This is a genomic window from Fictibacillus sp. FJAT-27399 (assembly GCF_001510655.1).
GTDB lineage: Bacteria > Bacillota > Bacilli > Bacillales > Fictibacillaceae > Fictibacillus_C > Fictibacillus_C marinisediminis.
This window is the reverse complement of record NZ_LMVC01000003.1, coordinates 268,754-284,172: the sequence shown is the minus strand read 5'-3', so window position 1 is coordinate 284,172 and position 15,419 is coordinate 268,754. Positions and strand designations below refer to the sequence as shown.

The following is a 15,419-nucleotide window of genomic DNA, read 5'->3' as shown; positions in this document are numbered from 1 at the left end:
CCATTTCTGTATTAATGTATGTCCGCTTTTATTTTATCATAGGATGTCATTTCTACATATGCTGTTGCTGTATCTCCGTCAAATCTGTTCACGCTAAGGTAAGTCACGTCATCACGATAGTTTTCCTTCAGCCCGTTGGACCAGCCGCTTAGCGTTACTTTGCTTTTTCTGGCTGATGAGAACTTTTCATAAGCCCCTTCATAATCATTCAGGCTGATCTTGGCATAATGGGAGCGGATGGCATCCTCAACGCCAGTTTCACTATCCGCATAATTTTCGTCTTCACTTCCGCTGTAATCCGAATCACTTTCATATGGATCAAAGTTCAGGTCCACTTCCGATGTATCTTCGTCCACCGTAACTTCTTCACTTTTTCTTCGGTAATTCCGTGGTCTTATTGTCCCTTTGATGTGTTAGCATCCTACTTTAATAATTGCAGTTTTTCCATTTTTCGAGAGTGAAACTTCATCAGATGGGAAATAACAATCGATCCAATAGTTCCTTTGGTTCACGCTCCGTATGGTCTTCTTCTCCATTTTTAAGAAGATCAACTGCATCTGCATATCTTAGCCACGTTTCAATACTTGAGACAACAATTCTCGCATCTACTGTAATGAGTTCTAATCCAAGCACCGATATCTTTGCGTATACATCGATGACAATGCCTTTATCCAAAATTCGGTCCACTACTTCAACAAGGCTGGAACCATCACTGCATTTTTTGACATGCATCCCTTATCCCTTCTCTCATTAGTATTTTCAGTTGCCGATTACAAATCCGCTCACATCTTCTATTCTGCATCTCCAATAGGAAGAAGAAGGAAGCTGGTTGCCTTTAATTTTTACATTTTTTAGATGAATATAGGCAGCAGCTTTGTGGTCTCCCGCCCCTTTACTTGCCTCATAAAATTTCTGACTCAGTATTTTTGCTTCATCGTCCTCATTTTTTTCAAATCGCTTCCCGCATTCCAATAAGTATTCCTTTGCAGAAATAATTGTCCCAGAGACTAGCACCCCATCGACGGTCAAATGAAGATTTACTTTTATATCATGATGATTTGCTGTTATCACGAGGGTTTCGAGAACGGGATCCTCACGATTTTCGTGACGCACATCCAGTCACTCCCTTCCTTAAATTAACCTTTCTAAGTCAAGAACATCTAGCGGATAGTCTATTCCATCCACGTGTTTTCGCTCCAGCAGCGCAGCTCTTGAACTAAAATAAGGATCTGTTTCCCACCAGTCGAGTCCAACTTCTTTTGCTTTATCTATAGATGCAACGATGAGTCTGATTTTTATGGTTAATAACTCAACATCTGCAAGGTTGATACGTATGTCTCCAGCAATTACGACACCTTTGTCCAAGACTCTTTCAAAAACATCTACAATGGAACCTGCCTGCAGAGAATGTTCTGACAGCATGCTGTTCTCCTCCTTAACACGCACAATATTTAAGCTATAGCAAACTTCCTAATGGACCGAGATCTATATTCAAATCTTCAGCGTCAAGGCCAAAGCCTTCTTTCAATTCTTCCATTTTTTCTTCCAGGTTCATCAAGGCTACACCAAGATTTTCAATTTGCTCGTCCGTCAGCGTTCCACCCTCCACCCTCCTCATCGCATGACGTTCGACAATTTGCCTGAGAAGCTCAACGACGGTAAGGACTAGCTGCGCAAGTCCGTGTTCGGCATTGTCAGGATCAAGCTGAATCCTACCATTTGTTCCGCTTGCCTGTTGCATCGACTAACTCCTCCCTCTGCTTATCGAATTGATCAGATGTGACGGGCTTTCGGTTGCCTGCTTTTGATTGGACAAGCGTTTCAACTGAAGCAATCAGAACCCTTAGATCCAAATACACTAGATCTACACCTGCAATCGAAATAATCAAATCACTTTTAATTGCCACACCCTTATCCAGGATGACATCTAAAATATCAATAAGTGCTATATCCTTATTTTTAACTGATTCTCTAAGAGACATCTGTCAGATCCCTCACTTTTTATGAAAAACTGGAGAAATGGTACGCCGGCCATGGGCCTGTAGCTTCGAATCTCCAGCCAGTGCCGCCAAGTTCCTGGTTAAACTGCTTCATTTCATCCAAGAAGCTTTCCACTTTCGGGATCGGAAGAAGAAACACGCTGTTCCAGGCCATATTTTCTTTTAGACCTGTGACATCTTTGCTCCAATTTTTCTTAATAGCTGCGTGAAGCGAGTGCACCGTCAGCTTCTCATGCACTTGTTCACAAACTCGATTCTTCTCATTTTCAAGCTCATCCTCAATCAGCTTATCGATCTTTTTCTTTTCGAAAAATTGTCTTCCGCGAGGCAGCTCGCTAATTTCCTGTTTCTTCGCTTCAATTGCGGAATTGTTTTCACTTACCTGCTTTTTCAGTTCATGATCGTCAGAATAGATTTTCACATTCCATTCTTCATTTCCCTGAAGCGTGGAAAGTGTCTCTTCAATCCTCGTTTCATTGGATTGAATGGTTTGCTTCAGGCTTGCTTCATTCTTATAAATCGTGCAAAACTTAAGCGGAATGATTGTGAAGCTCTTATACAGGGCGGCAACCGTTTCATGATGATGGAACGCTTTTTCCTGCAGCCAGTCCATATCACTGTCGATCTTGTCTTTAATGGCTTCTTCTGAATAATGATCAGAATCCAGTTTGCAAATAACTGCGGTGACATTGTTGACCGGAATAGTGTATAGCTTGCGCTCACCATCAAAGCCTGTGTAAGATGGGAAAGATTGATGTGCTGCCGCTTCTTTAGTTGGTATCAATCCATATAAATAAATCAAGTCGCCCATCTTGTTATCCCTCATTTCACCAATTCAGTCAGTTGTCCATTTATTCTGATCTTGTCTTTTATTCAATCTCATTCTCTGAATTGGATGTACATTCAATCCAATCAGTCCATGCATTTCGTTCCTTTTCTCTGGCATCTTCGTACCTGCACAACCATTGTAAGTATTGCTGGTCAAACTCTTCCTTAGCCAGTTCGCCGTTTTCATAACTAACTTCCAGCATCAGTAGCTTTTTTTGTATTATTCCAACATCGTAAAGTTCCCGGTCCGCCTCCTCCTTTACTTTTTCAGCTGTCATCAGTAAAAGCTTTAAAGGAAATAAAAGAATGGAAATCATGAGCTCTGTTCAGCCTGAAGCCGGATTTCAACAAAATTATAAGCAGGCCATGGACCAGTATAGACAAAATCAGCTTGATCCCTCCAAGGTTCACAAAGACTATCCACTAGAAGATCGAAGGCTTCTTCCTCCTCTTTTTTGATTAAGTAAGAAGCATTCAGCAGCATCGTTTCGGTTAAAATGCTGTTCAGCCGGGATTGATCAGCAGCATAGGAGAGTTTTTTATGAAGATTCTGGTCAAACTCTTTCCTTAATTTGAGAAAAAACTGTTCAGCCATTTCACCTTGTTTAATACGGTCTTTAGGGCTTATTGATCGTTTGTGAAAACAGGATTCGGCCTCCCCAAGCTTTTTTAAGAGCCACTTCTTTTTTCCAATCACTTTCAGTCCAACTTCTATTTTCCCGCGGATTGAAGGAAACATATTTTTTAGCTGAGGATAAAGCCGCTGGAGCATAGAGGCTGCTTCCTGATATGATCTGACAACGTGCCCGAAGCTAAACGGAAAGACCGCTTCACTTGTTTCTATAAGGGAGCCAATAATCTTCTGGTGTATAAGCAGGTTTTCCTTTGATGGACGAAGATTAAGAGGAACTTCCACTGCAGCAAGAACCATGTCCTGATAAGGAACAAAAATCAACTCTCGTTCCCTTGAGGCAAAATAAATACTCTCGGATTTACTACTCTTATACTGAGCAATACAAAATACATACAATCCCTTTTTTTCTGCCATTACTCCCAATGTCCTGTCTCTCCCCTGTTCTTTAAATAGATGCGCGAATACGAAATAACTTCATTCTCGCTGTTCAATTTCACCTCATAAACTCCTACTATTTCATCTCTTGCATATTTTCTCATATATTCTTTTTCCTCTATAATTTCAACCACAGCCCTAAAGCCTCCATCTTCGGGTTCAACTGAAGGAATTTTATGGGGCGGAGAAAGATGTTCAGTAAAAAAATGTTCAATAATCTCCAGTGTTTTTTGCATAGATCAAACCCCTTTCGTTACATCCTATTAATGTCAGATTTACCATTTTTATCTTTTTTATTAATAATATACTGCAATCAAATAGATCTAGGATTAATAGTGCTTATGAGGAGCATAAATCATGCAGAAATAGAGAAAAGCATTTTTGTATATTTGTGGAGTGTAGATTATATGCTCTAGCTGATTGACTAAAAGTTTAATTTATTAAAGATGACACTAAGCAGCATAGATACCCATTTCTTATTCATGGTTTAATTCATCCTTCCTATTTAAACTTTTATATCCTTTTTACTATTTCCTGCTGTGAAAAATATTATGTGGATTTCTGCTTTTCTTATAGCTGGATGTGCTACTAATGATGATAGGATCCGGCACCCCAAGAGGAAGAGCAAAATGATAAAAATCAAAGGATTTAAATTATCCAGCAATCTGATGAATGGAAGGTATTAAAGTGCCCCTCAAAGGAACTTCAGCCACGTTTGTTGCTCCTGTTAAAACATACAGCAAAAGTGACTTGAACAACTGGAGTGCAGTTGTTCGTTTGGTATCTCGGAAGAAATCATTCCTTTTCACAGGGGATGCAGAGTTCAAATCAGAAACCGACATGATCAACTCTAAGCAGAACTTGCAAGCTAACGTTTTAAAAGTAGGACATCATGGAGCGAAAACATCAACCAGCTCGGCTTTTGTTAAAAAGGTGAAACCGCAATATGCGGTCATTTCTGTGGGTAAAAACCATTATGGCCGCCCTACGAAAGAAGTGGTAAATCTATTGAAACCAGCTAAAATTTTACGCACCGATCAAAAGGGATCCATCGTATTTACAACAAACGGCAGCACGTTATCAGTAAAAACGATAGAAAAAATCCCAAAGACAATTGTCTTTGGGATTTTTCCAGAAAAGGGGTGCCGTATTAAGAATGTTTCCAATCCTTAATTCAGCACAAGTATAAAAATAATTTTTGAAAAAAGCTCTGTAGAGAAGATCACCTACAGAGCTTTTTTTGAAGTATCTCTTATAACAAATTATCTAGTAGTTGTAAGTTTTACTTCTGCTTTTTGGTCATTTCCAACCAAGTCCTCAATATCGAAACTTGCAGCATCCAAAGTTGGAGCAACAGTTTCAACAGTGATAACTTTAGAAGTGTTGAATGCAAGTGCAGAAGTTGTAGCTGCAACTGCTTTCTTAGTAGTTACTGTAAATGTATCTCCATCTTTAGCACCTTTTACAGACACATCAACATTGTCAACTTTAAATGTAGCGTCGCCGTTAGAAAGTGCATACTCAGTAGTTCCATCTGTTACAACAGGTTGACCTTCATTAGCTCCACCAACTACACCAAGACCTACAGTATAAGTATATACTTTATCTTGAGTAGCTTTATCACCATTCGCTACAGTTGCGATCGATGCATTAGTTCCAGATACTGCTGCAGAAGCAGGTTTAGCATCATTGTTAGAAACAGTTGCATTTACCTTAGCAACAATTTGCTTACCAGAAGCACTTACCTTAGTAAATTCGCCATCAGCGAGTGTTACTTCCTTGCCATCAACCACAAACTTGAATTCAGAACCAAGAGTTGCCCCTACTGTTCCAAGATTTTCGCTGTAGTTAAATACGAAAGTTTGACCATCAGCAAGAACTTGTGCAGATGTTAATACTGGTGCTACGTTGTCAGTAATAGTTATAGTTTCAGTAAACAATTTGCTTGTTTCACCAGTTAGAGCTTTAACTCCGTTTACTTGGAATACTGCAGCAGCATCTGTGCTAGAAATTGAACCTGCAGGAAGTACAATTGTAGCTACAGTTTGACCAGCATCAAGAGTGATTTTTGTTCCTTCAGGAAGCATTTTTCCATTAAGAGTATAACGGTCTAAAGAAGTTGCGGATCCATCAAATGCTCCACCTACAACTTTTGTAGGATAAGTAACTGTGATTTCGTTTGATTTCAAAACTTTAGCACTTGAAACAACGAATGTAGTTGCAGTTTCACCTTTACCAAAGTCTACGATAGAAGATGAAGCAACAGATTTGTTACCAGCGATAGATTTATCTACTACGAAACCAGTAGGTAGAGATACGCTAAACTTACCAGCTTTAACTCCAGATTTCACAGTAAGAACAACATTTTTACCGTCTACTTCTGACTTAGTGAAGAATCCAGATTGTAATACACCATTGTCTTGTACTACTTCTAGATCAGTGTAATCCATGCCAGCACCTAAGTTTACTTCTTCATCAAACTTAAGAGTAACTTTTGTAACTGCTCCGTCATTATCCTTTTCAAATACTGTGGAAGCAAGAGTTGGTGCCACTGCATCTTTAGTAAGAGTTACGCTTGCTGTAGAAGCTGCACTTTCGTTACCAGGAACGTCTTTGAATGCTTTGTCTCTAATCGCAATATTTAGAGCGATTGAATTTACAAGAGAGTAATCTGCACTTGCAAGGTTTGTTGTAACAACATATTTAGTACCTGTTACATCATCGCTAACTGGTGCAACACCTGTTACAGATACAGGAGAAAGAGATGCAGTTTTAACTACAGCAAAGTCAGTAGTTTCTACAGTTGCTTTGTCCACTTTTTCCGAGAATTCTACAACAAATTGATTGTCGTTAAGAGCTGAAACAGATTTAACAGTTGGAGCAGAAACGTCTTTAGTTGCAGAGAATTTGTAAGAAACAACTGGAGCCACGTTGTTAGCACCATCAGTTAGGTTTACAATTTCAACAGTGTGTTCTTTAGATGCATCAAGTGAAAGACCTGAAATATCTTGAGAAACACCAGCTGAAGTTACAGCTACTTTAACACCATCGATTTTAATTGCAGCACCAGCTTTTACAGGCTCGGAATAAGAAACTTTAACAGATTTTAAAACATCTCCGTTAGTAGTTCCTGCAACACTGCTGATGTTAGCTGCAACTTTATCTTCAATTGTTACTGTACCAGCAAATAACGGGAATTTATCTTGAGAATCTTTAAGTTTAACACCTTCAACTTGAGCTGCAACAGTTTTAGCTTCAGCATATGGAGCTGCAAGAGTTAAAACTACAGATTTCTCGTCTTCTTGAACTTCAACAGAAGCAGGATGGCTTCCTTCAACTGTATAGTTCGCCTTGTCTCCAGCAGTTGTTTCGTCAACAAGCTTGTTGAATTTAACAACGATTTGAGAAGCGTTAATCGCACTTACAGACTCAACTTTAGGAACAGCAAGTTCAGCTTTTTTAGCTTCAATTCCTTTTCCAGCGTCTTCGATGCGTTTTCCAAGATCAGCTTTAACTGTCTCAGTGTCAACTTTTGCGTAAGAAGCTTTTGCAGTTGCAAGAGCGTCTTCAGCAGCTTTTACAGTAGCGTCATCTTTAAGAGCTTTAACAGCTTCTTCAAGTTTTACAACGTCAGCTGTAGCTGTTTTAACTTCGTTCCACTCAGTTTTGAAATCGCCAAGTGTTTTTTCAGCTGCAGAGATTCTTTTAGAAAGATCAGCTTTTACAGATGCAGTGTCAACTTTAGCGAAAGATGCTTTAGCAGCTGTAAGAAGTTTTTCTGCAGTTGCTACAGTAGCTTCGTCTTTAAGGCCTTTTACAGCAGACTCAAGAGCTGTTACATCAGCAGTTGCAATTTTAACGTCGCTTAGTTCAGCTTCAACAGCTTTGATTTTTTTGTCTACTGCAGTTGCAGCAGTTTTAGCTGGAGTAAGGTATTTAGCAGTGAATTGTGCACGTGGGCTTTCACCGTATACAGTACCTTTTACTACATGCTTAGAGAAGTTAGCTGTAGCTGTTTTAAGAGCAGCTTGATCTTTTTTAGCTCCAGCAAGATCGAAAGAAGCTTTTTTAAGTTCTGCGTTCACGTTGCTTGTAGCAGTTGCTAGTGCAGCACTAAGATCGATTGCTTTGTTATAGTTAGCAGCATAAGTGTGGATGCTTTTAACTGATTTCAAACGGTTCTCTAGAGCCGTTTTTGTTTTGCCTTTAGCAAGTTTTTTAACCTCAGCTACTGCTTTGTTGTAAGAAGCTGTAGCTGTTTTGTAAGAGATCTTTTTGAAGCTAAGTTTTTTAGCGTTGTAAAGATCCTTTACTTTCTTAGCATCTGCCTCTGCTTTTGTTACTGCCTTGCTTGCTGTAGATGTAGAAGCAGCGAATGTTGCTGGTGCTACAGAAACGAATGCGCTTGCTGCAACAGTCGTTGCTGTCGCGATCTTAAGAGCTTTCTTTTTGTCCATTACCTGAAATTCCCCTTCCTAAATCACAATTATTTTATAAAAACTAATCAGAGAGCAAAAACCTTCCGGACTAGGAAGCTATGTAACTATGTACCTATTGCCAGCTCCAACTAATTTTTAAAACCAAAAGCCTTTGTCGGACAAGATCACCTATTAGGTATTTAGTATATTAAAATAGGAATAATCTTCCAACTGTGTAATACATTTCATATGATATAACAAATTACGATAAAAAGCTAGTATTTTTTGTAAACTTAATGTTATTTTTTTACTACCCATTAACATAAATTACAATATTAATAGTACATTAAGTACAAGCCTATTTTCTTATCCTTACTTGCTACAAAAGTATTATCGACAGTTTTTGTCAGATATTAATAGTTTTCTTAAAAAATAATATTCTTTTTTTCCATTTGTCGAAAAAAAGAAATAAGGACTGCCAAATGGCAGTCCTTATTTAGTCCTAATACTATTGATTCTGTTGTATCCAGCCCTTGCCTTCTGTTCCTTCTACATAGAGCCAGTTGCTCCATTTTTTCGTAGCTTTCACCGTTTGCGGCTTAAGGGTGGTTGTCGTTTTCTTTGCTTCGATCGGCAGGGAATACAGCGTTGTATCCGCTTTTAGCTCAACTTGCTGGTTCACAGCTGTCGGATTGAAATCTACTGTATTGCTGTCCTTCTTGATCCAGAGGTCATAATTGAACTTTGTCTTGACCGCGAAATAGCTGCCATACGATTTAATGGCTTGAACTTCACCTGCATAAAGTTTGCTTGTTGTTTTCTTGGATGCAATCGGAGAATAATAAAGCGGTGTTGCTTCTTTTACGAGAAATGTCTTTGGTTTTGTATGAAATTCAGTGACGGTGCCTGTTACATAGTTATCTTTTAAAATCCACTTTTTGCCGTAATCTTTCGTGCTGATTCTAAAATAGCTGCCTTTTGTACCAATTGCCGTCAGCTTTTGCGCTTTTAGCTTTGTGATTGTTTTGTAAGTGGAACTTGGACGGTGGTAAAGGTTAAATGGCGCGAACGTTGTGATCGTTGTGTTCGTTTTTGTAAACTTCTTCTCCCACAGCTTCTTTCCTTCATTTGCTACATAAAGAGCTGCTTTACGGTTTCGGTTCCACTCCTCATTGATCGCGGATACCGGAGGATTGGTCTCACCAACATGATAGCTCAGTTCCGGTGTTAAGCCTGGACGGCCATATTGCGTGATGAACCAGTCTTTGTAGCCTCCACCCTTTTCGTCGTTGTTCGCTTTAACGAGCTTATATTTGGTCATGGCCGCGAATTCCTTGGCCATCGCGTAGTCACGGTTGTAGTTTGCCTTTTTATTTAGGTAGTGCCAGTAAAGAATGCGTCCGGATGTATGATAAGAGATGGTCGCTTCCGGGTTAACATAGGACGTGAAGTTATAGAGAAGCTTTACTTCAGGTGCCTCAAGCGGTTTTGTTCCTTTGTACATTTGATAGGAAGGCTTTGGTGCTTCGCTTCGCGGAATCTGAGACCAGCCGGCTGGATACTGGCGGTTGAGGTCTATACCCTGTGCGTTGGCTTTCCAGCGCTTGAAGTTTTTGCTGCCTTTGTTCATTTTGATGAGGCCGGCATGTGCAGACTTCGGAAATTCTTTTAAGCCCGATTGCTGAAGGGTGACCCCGTCTGGATTAACCATAGGTACGATCCAGATGGATACGTCATTTAAGAGATTGCGAACGTTGTAGCCTTGGTAGGTTGTATTTTTCTTGTAGGCATCACTGTAGGCATCCACCATTTCCATGGCGATGTTCGTCGTGATCCATTCGCGTGCGTGGTGAGAGGCATTGTAGAATACCGTGGCATCCCCTTTTCCCAGCTTAATCGCATAGACGGTTCGGCCGTACTTTGTTTTGCCGAGTGCACGGTATTGAACAAGATCCGGATAAGCTTTTGCAATCTGCTTCATATCCGTTGTCATTTCGGAGTATGTATACGTCTGAATCGGGTTAACATAGCTGGCTGCCGAAGCCGATGGCGTAAAGCTGAAGCCAGACAGGCCGACAAGAACAGCCAGTACTAGAGCAAATAATGTTTTTTTCATCCTTTTCCCCCTGTTGGAGTTTTTGTTTTTTCCCTAACTCTCTAATTATACTAGAAAAGGAATAATTCAGAACATAAGGATAATTACGTATCTTTTTGTCAAATAAAGGTGCCAGGCACTGCAATTACATACTTATGTAATCGCGGTGCCTGGCACCAAAGCGTTCAAATTATTTTTTAATCCAGCCTTTATAGGCCGGGGAACTTACATATTGCCAGCTGTTCCATTCTTTTGTGATGGAAATCGCTGTTCCTTGAGGTATGGTGTTAGCTGTCGTAGCGTTATCCAATGGTAAGAAATACACTGCAGTGTCAGCTTCTGTTGTTTCTTCCAAGGATACGGTTTTTGGTGTGAAATCCGCTGTTTTGCTTTTTGGAATCCACTTTAAGCCGTATTTCGTTTGTACGCCGTACCAGTTTCCGGATTCTTTAATTGCTTTTACTTCACCTGCCGGAAGGGTTTTTGCGTATTTCTTGCTAGTGGACGGCAGACTGTACAGCTGGGTCTTTTCTTTTAATAGAAGAGCTTTTGGTTTTTTCACAAGATCAATGACGTTATAGGATCCTTTTAAGTAGTGAGCCTGAGGAATCCATTTTTTACCCGATGCTGTGTTCAGCCTGAAATAGTTTCCTTTCACCGCAATCACCGTTACCTTTTGCGGCTTGAATACTGCTTTTGTTTTATAGGCTGCTCCTGGGCGGTCATACAAATTGATAGAATCAAAGGTTGTGATCGGCATGTTTACTTTCTTAATTTTCTTTTCCCACAGCTTTCGTCCTTCATTTGCAACGTATAGACCCACCTTTTTGTTTCGGCGCCATTCTTCGGATATCATCTTAACCGGCACATTGGTTTCCCCGACGTGATAGCTGAGTTCAGGTGTAAACCCCGGGCGGCCGAATGATGACACAAACCAGTCTTTATAGCCCCCTCCGCTGGCCGAATTGCTTGGAGCAACAAGGCGGTAGCCGGTCATCGAACCAATCGCTTTTGCCATCGTATAATCGCGGCTGTAGTTTTCTTTTTTCGTACGATAGTGCCAGTAGAGAATTCTTCCCGATGTATGATAGGAAATGGTAGCCTCCGGATCTATATAATAGGAAAAGTCATACATGAGCTTTGTTTCAATCGTTTCAAGCGGCTTCTTTCCATTGAAATTCTGGGAAGCTGGCCCGCTGATGCGCTTGGAGAGGAGGTTCCATCCTGCAGGATATTGGCGATTTAGATCAATGCCCTGGCCGTTCGCTTTCCAGTGCTTAAAGTTTCTGCTTCCTTTATTCATTTTAATCAGCTTGCTTTGTACGGATTTCGGAAAAGCAGTGACTCCCTGCTGCTGTAATGTAACTCCATCCGGGTTTACCATTGGCACAAACCAGATGGAAACATCATTTAATAGAGTTCGAACATCATAGCCATCAAACTTCTTCTTGCTGGCATATGAGCTGCTGTATTGATCGATCATTTCCATGACGATGTTGGTGCCGAGCCATTCCCTGGCATGGTGGGAAGCATTGTAGAAAACAGTGGCATCTCCCTTTCCAAGTTTTACGGCCCAGATTTCCCGGCCGTACGGATTTTTTCCAAGAGAACGGTATTGAATCAGATCTGGATATTTTTTGGCAAGAGCTTTTATGTCCCTCGTCATTTCTGTGTATGTATACGTTTGAATTGGATTCACCATGCTTGCTGCTGAAGCCTCTGGTGCAATGCCGGATAGGAAAATAAGCATAGCCAGAATGAAAATCACTAGGTTCTTTTTCATAATTACCTCCTAAACACTTTTATGCCATAGCAAAGATTGTATAATAAAAGAAAAACGGTAAAGAAAGGAAAGAATAATGAAGAAATTTCTGAGTTTACTAGTTTTAGGAATCGTTGCGTTCTGTTCGTTCACTCCTTCGTATGCAGTTTCCATTCCTTCTCATCAAAAAGCCTTGCTGAAAAAAGTGTATAAAGATAAGAAGGCAAAACAGGCAGTATTTGTGACAGCGGAAAAGGCAGACAAATTCACGGCTAAAATCACGGCATATGAGTATGTAAAAGGCAAATGGGTGAAAAAATACTCCATGCCCGCTGTAATCGGGAAAAACGGCATCAGTCCGAAGAAAAAAGAAGGTGATGGCAAGTCTCCCGCTGGCATCTTTTATATCGGCCGAAGCTTTGGAACAGTTAAGAAACCTTCCGGAGTGGATCTTCCTTACACAAAAACCGATCAGTACGACTACTGGGTCGACGATGTGACATCCAGGGATTACAACAAATGGATCGTGTACAAAGGTGATCCAGAAAAGCGCTGGAAGTCCTTTGAACGCATGAAGCTTGAGCCGCTTTATCATTACGGAGCGGTCATCGAGTACAATACGCATCCGATTGTTAAAGGAGCTGGAAGTGCGATCTTCTTCCATGTTTGGAGAGCGTCGGATAAACCGACAGCCGGCTGTACGGCAGTGTCTCAAGATAATGTGGTCAAGCTGCTTAAATGGATGGATCTAGCCAAGAAGCCAGTGTTCATTCAAGGGACAGAGAAACAGATGAAGGATATGTATTAAAGTTTTTGGTGCCAGGCACCGGGATTACACAAGTATGTAAGAGCCGGTGCCTGGCACCATTTATAAAAAAAACAAAAACACGGGGGCTTTTTCGATGATGAAATGGGTTGTGGTGTTTGTATTGCTGATTGGCGGTATTGGCTACTTTGCTTACAACGCTATTGTCAATTTTGGCGCAAACAAGCTGGTAGATCAGGTAGCCACTCAGATCGTGGACAGCAAGGACGTTGACAAACTGATGGATGACCCTGAAGTTGCACAGTATGCAAAGAATAGCGGAGACCTCGACGCCCTGGCTGAAAAGCGGAACCTCCCTTTTCATACGAAAGAAGAAGCCCTGAAGACCGTCATAAAAAAAGTAGGCATGGATGACCTGAAAGACATGAAGAACAAAGCCCTTGATGGGGTCTCTCCCCAAGAGCGGCGAGAAATCGAAGCCACATTAAATGAAAAGCTTACCCCAAAAGAAATGGAAGCCTTAAAACTGGTGGCACTGAAGGAAATCAAGAAGCGCCAGCAATAGGAGAAATATGAAAAGGTGCCAGGCACCGGAATTACACACTTGTGTAACTGCGGTGCCTGGCACCTTGTTATTTTACTTTTTACTATTCTTTTTCTTTATGCTGTCTTTCACTCGTTTCATCTGCTCGTTTGGATACAAACATTAGGCTCATAATAAAGACAGTAAGGATAGATCCTACAAAACAGCCTGCGATAAACATCAGCATGGTTGAACCTCCAGTACCTCATAAGTGCTATCTTCATATTTTACCTAAAGTTTTCGTTACTAAAAAAAATATTAAGGACTTTGGATTATGAAGCTAATTTAATCATACTGGAATCCATCAAAAAATGGTGTCGAACCTAATCAGCCTGTCCTGTAAAGATACCGACAACCTTTTTAAACAAACGTTTAACGAAAAAATCCCCCTTAGCATCCGTAAGAGGGATTTTCTTCTTTATTTTCCTGTGAAATAATTTATAAGGTATTTTGCCCAAACTTTATCGCCTTTTTCAGTTGGCTGATAAGTATTCATATCTACATACGTTTTCATTTCTTCCGAATCAGGATCCGGCCATGATCCCCAGTGGTTCAAATAAATAAGTCCTTTTTCCTTTGTGAACATTTCCAATCGGTTCACCTGGTCCAAATAAAAGACTGGTTTATAAATAGGGTTTGGCGGCTGAATCATTACGGTTGTGCTTTTAGATATTCTTTTCACATCAGCGAGAAGAACATTAAGGCTTCCTAGCGTATCATCCACTTTTACTTTTCCGTTATCATTCAGCAAAAACGGTTCAATGAGAAGGACATCTGGCTTCTCCTCCAACAGGGATCTATACTCTTTATCTTTGGTAATATTAATTGAAAGCTCATCCTTAATCCCTTCTGCGGTAACCTCTATTGCGCCTTTACCATAAGCTTTATCCAACCCATTTTGCAGAAGTTTCCCCCAAGATCCATCTTCAGTGGACGTTGATTCAGAGCCTAGCGCTGCAAATTTAACGATTTCTCCCGCTTTCATTTTTTCATTGACTTTTGCAGCTAAATCCTCAGGAAAATTTTTCATCAATTCTTCACTGTTAACCTCTGTACTTTTAATGGCTGTCTCTTCGGCAGTTTCTTTTACAATGGATTCATCATGAATTGCTTTTTTTGCAGCATTAGCTGTATTTTCAAGCTTCATATTATAATAGAAATTCCCAAATCCCAGACTTCCCAGGCAGATAATACAAATCATGACGTATAAAAACTTCTTCTTCTTTTTCAACATTTTCCCCCGCTTCCATCTCTGTTATTAAAGATATCGGCAGAAAATGGCTAGCTTACATGGGGAAATAAAATAATTGTCGAACAATTATTGTGCTTTTCGACGAAAATGCCTCCAGTAAATCAGCACCGCAATTATTATCCCCACTAATCCACCCGTTGCATCGATCATAACATCTTCCACATGCGGTGAACGCCCCGCGGTAAAATGCTGGTGAATTTCATCCGACGCTGCATAGGCTACTGTCAGGACAAACGACAGGATGAACGTCTTTCCTCTATTAAAATAAAAGCGCAGCACTCTGAATAAAAGAAAGGCTAACAAAAGATAAACTGAGAAATGAGCCAATTTCCGGATGAGGAACTCTACAAATCCAGCCGGGCCTAGTGCCTGGACACTGACTTCCTCACCGGAATATTGGAACACGGTGGACGAGAAGAAGTTTGCGATCATTTTATGGTCCAAATAATGCGAGAGCGTCGGCCGCATGTCCTGTTTTTCATAAGGCGTGGCTGAAGAGTAAAAAATACCGCCGGCTGCTAAAAGGGCCGGCAGCCAATAAAATAAAAAGCGTTTCATGAGTACACCTGGCTTTCCCCTGACTTACGTTTACATATATATAAGCCAATATACTATGGAAAGCGTGCAATTTCTAGAGGCATCGATT

General features: G+C 40.5%; 18 protein-coding genes and 1 pseudogene. 3 read left to right on the top strand and 16 right to left on the bottom strand.

Going from position 1 to position 15,419, the window contains the following annotated elements; all coding sequences use genetic code 11:
* Positions 1-11 precede the first annotated feature (11 nt).
* The 10 genes from AR335_RS15575 to gvpO form a co-directional block, all read right to left on the bottom strand.
* Positions 12-356, bottom strand: coding sequence for a hypothetical protein (locus AR335_RS15575; RefSeq protein WP_062237611.1), 345 nt, complete (start codon positions 354-356; stop codon positions 12-14).
* Positions 357-468: 112 nt separating this feature from the next.
* Positions 469-732, bottom strand: coding sequence for a gas vesicle structural protein GvpA (gvpA, locus tag AR335_RS15570; protein WP_062237609.1), 264 nt, complete (start codon positions 730-732; stop codon positions 469-471).
* Between the two features lie 27 nt (positions 733-759).
* On the bottom strand, positions 760-1,113 hold the full coding sequence (gene gvpU / locus AR335_RS15565) for a gas vesicle accessory protein GvpU (RefSeq protein ID WP_062237607.1): 354 nt from the start codon (positions 1,111-1,113) through the stop codon (positions 760-762).
* 18 nt (positions 1,114-1,131) lie between these two features.
* Positions 1,132-1,422 carry a gas vesicle protein gene (locus AR335_RS15560; protein ID WP_062237605.1) on the bottom strand — a complete coding sequence of 97 codons (291 nt, stop codon included), beginning with the start codon at positions 1,420-1,422 and terminating at the stop codon, positions 1,132-1,134.
* A 34-nt stretch (positions 1,423-1,456) separates the two neighbouring features.
* On the bottom strand, positions 1,457-1,741 hold the full coding sequence (locus AR335_RS15555; RefSeq protein WP_062237602.1) for a gas vesicle protein K: 285 nt from the start codon (positions 1,739-1,741) through the stop codon (positions 1,457-1,459).
* Positions 1,713-1,982 carry a gas vesicle protein gene (locus AR335_RS15550; protein WP_062237601.1) on the bottom strand — a complete coding sequence of 90 codons (270 nt, stop codon included), beginning with the start codon at positions 1,980-1,982 and terminating at the stop codon, positions 1,713-1,715. Before AR335_RS15550 ends, AR335_RS15555 begins: the two co-directional genes overlap by 29 nt.
* 19 nt (positions 1,983-2,001) lie before the next feature.
* Positions 2,002-2,811 (bottom strand): GvpL/GvpF family gas vesicle protein, encoded by an 810-nt coding sequence (locus tag AR335_RS15545; protein WP_062237599.1) that lies wholly within the window; start codon positions 2,809-2,811, stop codon positions 2,002-2,004.
* A gap of 58 nt (positions 2,812-2,869) precedes the next feature.
* Positions 2,870-3,145 (bottom strand): gas vesicle protein GvpG, encoded by a 276-nt coding sequence (locus AR335_RS15540; protein ID WP_062237597.1) that lies wholly within the window; start codon positions 3,143-3,145, stop codon positions 2,870-2,872.
* The gene (locus AR335_RS15535; RefSeq protein ID WP_156419027.1) at positions 3,142-3,876 is read right to left on the bottom strand and encodes a GvpL/GvpF family gas vesicle protein; all 735 of its coding nucleotides are present in this window, start codon (positions 3,874-3,876) and stop codon (positions 3,142-3,144) included. Before AR335_RS15535 ends, AR335_RS15540 begins: the two co-directional genes overlap by 4 nt.
* Positions 3,876-4,133, bottom strand: a complete 258-nt coding sequence (gene gvpO, locus AR335_RS15530; protein ID WP_062237593.1) for a gas vesicle protein GvpO — start codon at positions 4,131-4,133, stop codon at positions 3,876-3,878. Before gvpO ends, AR335_RS15535 begins: the two co-directional genes overlap by 1 nt.
* Positions 4,134-4,578: 445 nt before the next feature.
* Between gvpO and AR335_RS15525 the strand changes: the two are divergent.
* Positions 4,579-5,070, top strand: a pseudogene (locus AR335_RS15525) (ComEC/Rec2 family competence protein); the annotation flags it as partial.
* Between the two features lie 89 nt (positions 5,071-5,159).
* Here the strand turns inward: AR335_RS15525 and AR335_RS15520 are convergent.
* The 3 genes from AR335_RS15520 to AR335_RS23245 all read right to left on the bottom strand — a co-directional run bounded on the left by AR335_RS15520 (position 5,160) and on the right by AR335_RS23245 (position 12,193).
* On the bottom strand, positions 5,160-8,354 hold the full coding sequence (locus tag AR335_RS15520) for a hypothetical protein (protein ID WP_062237590.1): 3,195 nt from the start codon (positions 8,352-8,354) through the stop codon (positions 5,160-5,162).
* Positions 8,355-8,823: 469 nt separating this feature from the next.
* Positions 8,824-10,431, bottom strand: coding sequence for a M14 family metallopeptidase (locus AR335_RS15515; RefSeq protein WP_062237588.1), 1,608 nt, complete (start codon positions 10,429-10,431; stop codon positions 8,824-8,826).
* 169 nt (positions 10,432-10,600) lie between these two features.
* On the bottom strand, positions 10,601-12,193 hold the full coding sequence (locus tag AR335_RS23245; protein ID WP_082683556.1) for a M14 family metallopeptidase: 1,593 nt from the start codon (positions 12,191-12,193) through the stop codon (positions 10,601-10,603).
* 76 nt (positions 12,194-12,269) lie between these two features.
* Here AR335_RS23245 and AR335_RS15505 point away from each other — a divergent pair, with 76 nt between their 5' ends.
* Both AR335_RS15505 and AR335_RS15500 read left to right on the top strand, forming a co-directional pair.
* Positions 12,270-12,980 carry a L,D-transpeptidase family protein gene (locus tag AR335_RS15505; protein ID WP_082683555.1) on the top strand — a complete coding sequence of 237 codons (711 nt, stop codon included), beginning with the start codon at positions 12,270-12,272 and terminating at the stop codon, positions 12,978-12,980.
* 94 nt (positions 12,981-13,074) lie between these two features.
* The gene (locus AR335_RS15500; RefSeq protein ID WP_062237586.1) at positions 13,075-13,503 is read left to right on the top strand and encodes a hypothetical protein; all 429 of its coding nucleotides are present in this window, start codon (positions 13,075-13,077) and stop codon (positions 13,501-13,503) included.
* A gap of 82 nt (positions 13,504-13,585) precedes the next feature.
* Here AR335_RS15500 and AR335_RS24215 read toward each other — a convergent pair whose 3' ends face one another.
* From AR335_RS24215 to AR335_RS15490, 3 genes are all read right to left on the bottom strand, one after another.
* Positions 13,586-13,708 (bottom strand): DUF3789 domain-containing protein, encoded by a 123-nt coding sequence (locus AR335_RS24215; protein WP_156419026.1) that lies wholly within the window; start codon positions 13,706-13,708, stop codon positions 13,586-13,588.
* Positions 13,709-13,939: 231 nt separating this feature from the next.
* Positions 13,940-14,752 carry a hypothetical protein gene (locus AR335_RS15495; RefSeq protein ID WP_156419025.1) on the bottom strand — a complete coding sequence of 271 codons (813 nt, stop codon included), beginning with the start codon at positions 14,750-14,752 and terminating at the stop codon, positions 13,940-13,942.
* A gap of 87 nt (positions 14,753-14,839) precedes the next feature.
* Positions 14,840-15,331, bottom strand: a complete 492-nt coding sequence (locus AR335_RS15490) for a VanZ family protein (RefSeq protein WP_062237582.1) — start codon at positions 15,329-15,331, stop codon at positions 14,840-14,842.
* Positions 15,332-15,419 lie beyond the last annotated feature (88 nt).

Coding starts and splice junctions, on each gene's coding strand:
- gvpA (WP_062237609.1), bottom strand. CDS start 732: ATGCATGTCAAAAAATGCAGTGATGGTTCCAGCCTTGTTGAAGTAGTG.
- AR335_RS15560 (WP_062237605.1), bottom strand. CDS start 1,422: ATGCTGTCAGAACATTCTCTGCAGGCAGGTTCCATTGTAGATGTTTTT.
- AR335_RS15555 (WP_062237602.1), bottom strand. CDS start 1,741: ATGCAACAGGCAAGCGGAACAAATGGTAGGATTCAGCTTGATCCTGAC.
- AR335_RS15550 (WP_062237601.1), bottom strand. CDS start 1,982: ATGTCTCTTAGAGAATCAGTTAAAAATAAGGATATAGCACTTATTGAT.
- AR335_RS15545 (WP_062237599.1), bottom strand. CDS start 2,811: ATGGGCGACTTGATTTATTTATATGGATTGATACCAACTAAAGAAGCG.
- AR335_RS15540 (WP_062237597.1), bottom strand. CDS start 3,145: ATGATTTCCATTCTTTTATTTCCTTTAAAGCTTTTACTGATGACAGCT.
- AR335_RS15535 (WP_156419027.1), bottom strand. CDS start 3,876: ATGGCAGAAAAAAAGGGATTGTATGTATTTTGTATTGCTCAGTATAAG.
- gvpO (WP_062237593.1), bottom strand. CDS start 4,133: ATGCAAAAAACACTGGAGATTATTGAACATTTTTTTACTGAACATCTT.
- AR335_RS15520 (WP_062237590.1), bottom strand. CDS start 8,354: ATGGACAAAAAGAAAGCTCTTAAGATCGCGACAGCAACGACTGTTGCA.
- AR335_RS15515 (WP_062237588.1), bottom strand. CDS start 10,431: ATGAAAAAAACATTATTTGCTCTAGTACTGGCTGTTCTTGTCGGCCTG.
- AR335_RS23245 (WP_082683556.1), bottom strand. CDS start 12,193: ATGAAAAAGAACCTAGTGATTTTCATTCTGGCTATGCTTATTTTCCTA.
- AR335_RS15505 (WP_082683555.1), top strand. CDS start 12,270: ATGAAGAAATTTCTGAGTTTACTAGTTTTAGGAATCGTTGCGTTCTGT.
- AR335_RS15500 (WP_062237586.1), top strand. CDS start 13,075: ATGATGAAATGGGTTGTGGTGTTTGTATTGCTGATTGGCGGTATTGGC.
- AR335_RS24215 (WP_156419026.1), bottom strand. CDS start 13,708: ATGCTGATGTTTATCGCAGGCTGTTTTGTAGGATCTATCCTTACTGTC.
- AR335_RS15490 (WP_062237582.1), bottom strand. CDS start 15,331: ATGAAACGCTTTTTATTTTATTGGCTGCCGGCCCTTTTAGCAGCCGGC.